This window comes from Falsiroseomonas sp. RANM36 (assembly GCF_056682175.1).
In genome coordinates, this window is sequence record NZ_JBWXTD010000006.1 from 38,393 (window position 1) to 40,054 (window position 1,662).

The 1,662-nt window shown below is 79.2% G+C and carries 2 protein-coding genes; both read left to right on the forward strand.

Annotation, left to right across the window (positions count from 1 at the left end):
* The coding region (locus AC1MIR_RS21705; protein WP_480030272.1) for a hypothetical protein at window positions 1-371 on the forward strand (371 nt) is incomplete at its 5' end.
* A partial coding sequence (locus tag AC1MIR_RS21710) for a putative inorganic carbon transporter subunit DabA (protein ID WP_480030273.1) occupies window positions 364-1,662 on the forward strand: 1,299 nt, incomplete at its 3' end. The genes AC1MIR_RS21705 and AC1MIR_RS21710, both read left to right, overlap by 8 nt.

Sequence of the window (1,662 nt, forward strand, 5' to 3'; positions counted from 1 at the left end):
GGGGCGCCGACCGCGGCGCGCGGCGGGGGCGGGGCGGGGCGGGGGCCGCCGCGCAGGCCAGCCTCGCCACCGCGGACGCCGCGCCGACGGTGCGCTGGGTCGCGGCGCCGCTGCTGCTCGGCCTCGGCGGCCTGCTCTATGGCGCGCTGCTGCGCGGGGCGGAGGCGCTGCTGGCCGGCACGCCGGGCCTTGTCGCGCCGCAGCCGCTGACCGCGCTGCACCTGCTGGCGGCAGGCGCCTTCCTCGCCGCCTGGATCGCGGTGCAGGCCGGGCTGCATCGCCGCTCCGCCGCGCTCTATGTCCGCGTGCTCGGGCTCTCGCAGCCGGCCGCCGCCGCCATCGCCGATCGCCGGGAGACCGCCCATGCCTGAGCTCGCCCGCCTCGCCGCGCAGATCGAGATCGCGGCCGGCCACGTCACGCCATACTGGCCGCTGCGCAGCTTCATCGCCGCGAACCCGCTGCAGGGGCTGGAGGACCAGCCCTTCGAGCACGCCGCGCGCGTCGCCGGCACGCTGTTCGGCGGCCGCGCCTATCCGCCAGCGGCGATGTTTCGGGCCGCGCTGGCCGATGGCAGGATCGACCGCGCCATCCTGGCCGAGACCGCCGCGCGGCATGGCGATCCCGGCGCAGCCGATCCCGCCGCGCTCGACGTGCCCGAGGCCGCGGCGCGCCCCGCCGCGCCGTCCGCGGTCAACCGGGTGCTGATCCGCTGGCTCGCCGCCTTCCTCGACGAGGGCCAGGCGGGCTGGGCGATGCCGGGCCGCGAGGGCGGCCTCTGGCCAGCGGTGCGCGCACTGGCGCGGCACGATGCGGAGATCCCCCGCGGCGCCGAGGCCGAGGCACTGCCCGCGGATGCGCTCCGCGCCGTCGCCGCGCTGGTCGCGGAGGTGCCGGAAGAAGAGCGGGCCGTGCTGTTCACCCGCCATCTCGCCGCGCTGGCGGGCTGGTCCGGCTATGTGAAGTGGCGCGCCGAGGCGCAGGGCCATGACTGGGCCGCGGCCGCGCCGGCCACGCTAGCCGACCTGCTGGCGCTGCGGCTGTTCCTGGCGCGGCAGTTCGGCGAGGCCCCCGCGGCCACGCCGGCGCCCGCCGCGCCGGAGGCCGCCGCGATCTGGCTGGAAGCCTGGGAGGAAAGCTGGCGGCAGGGGCTTGCGGCCCGGCTCGCCGCCGCCACCCCCGGCCCGGCGCCGCGGCCGGAGGCGCAGATCGTGTTCTGCATCGATGTCCGCTCGGAAGTGCTGCGCCGGCACCTGGAGCGGCGGGGTCCGTGGGAGACGCTGGGCTTCGCCGGCTTCTTCGGCGCCGCCGTGGCGGTGCAGCCCTTCGGCGCGGAGGGCGCCTATGCCTCCTGCCCCGTGCTGCTGCAGCCGCGCCATGCGGTGCCGGAGTTGCCCGCACCCGGCGCGGAGCCCGCGGCCGCGGCACGGCTGGCCGGGCTCGGCCGGCTGAAGCGCGCCAAGGCCGGGCTCCGGGCGATGAAGGAAAGCCTCGCCGGCGCCTTCGGCTTCGTCGAGGCGACGGGGGCGGCCTTCGGCGCGGCGATGGTCGGGCGCACCGTGGCGCCGCGCGGCTTCGCGCGGCTGGCCGGCGGGCTGGCCGACCGGGGAGCGGCGCCGGCGGGGGCCCGGTGGAGCCGCTGCCGCGCCGGGAGCAGACCAACC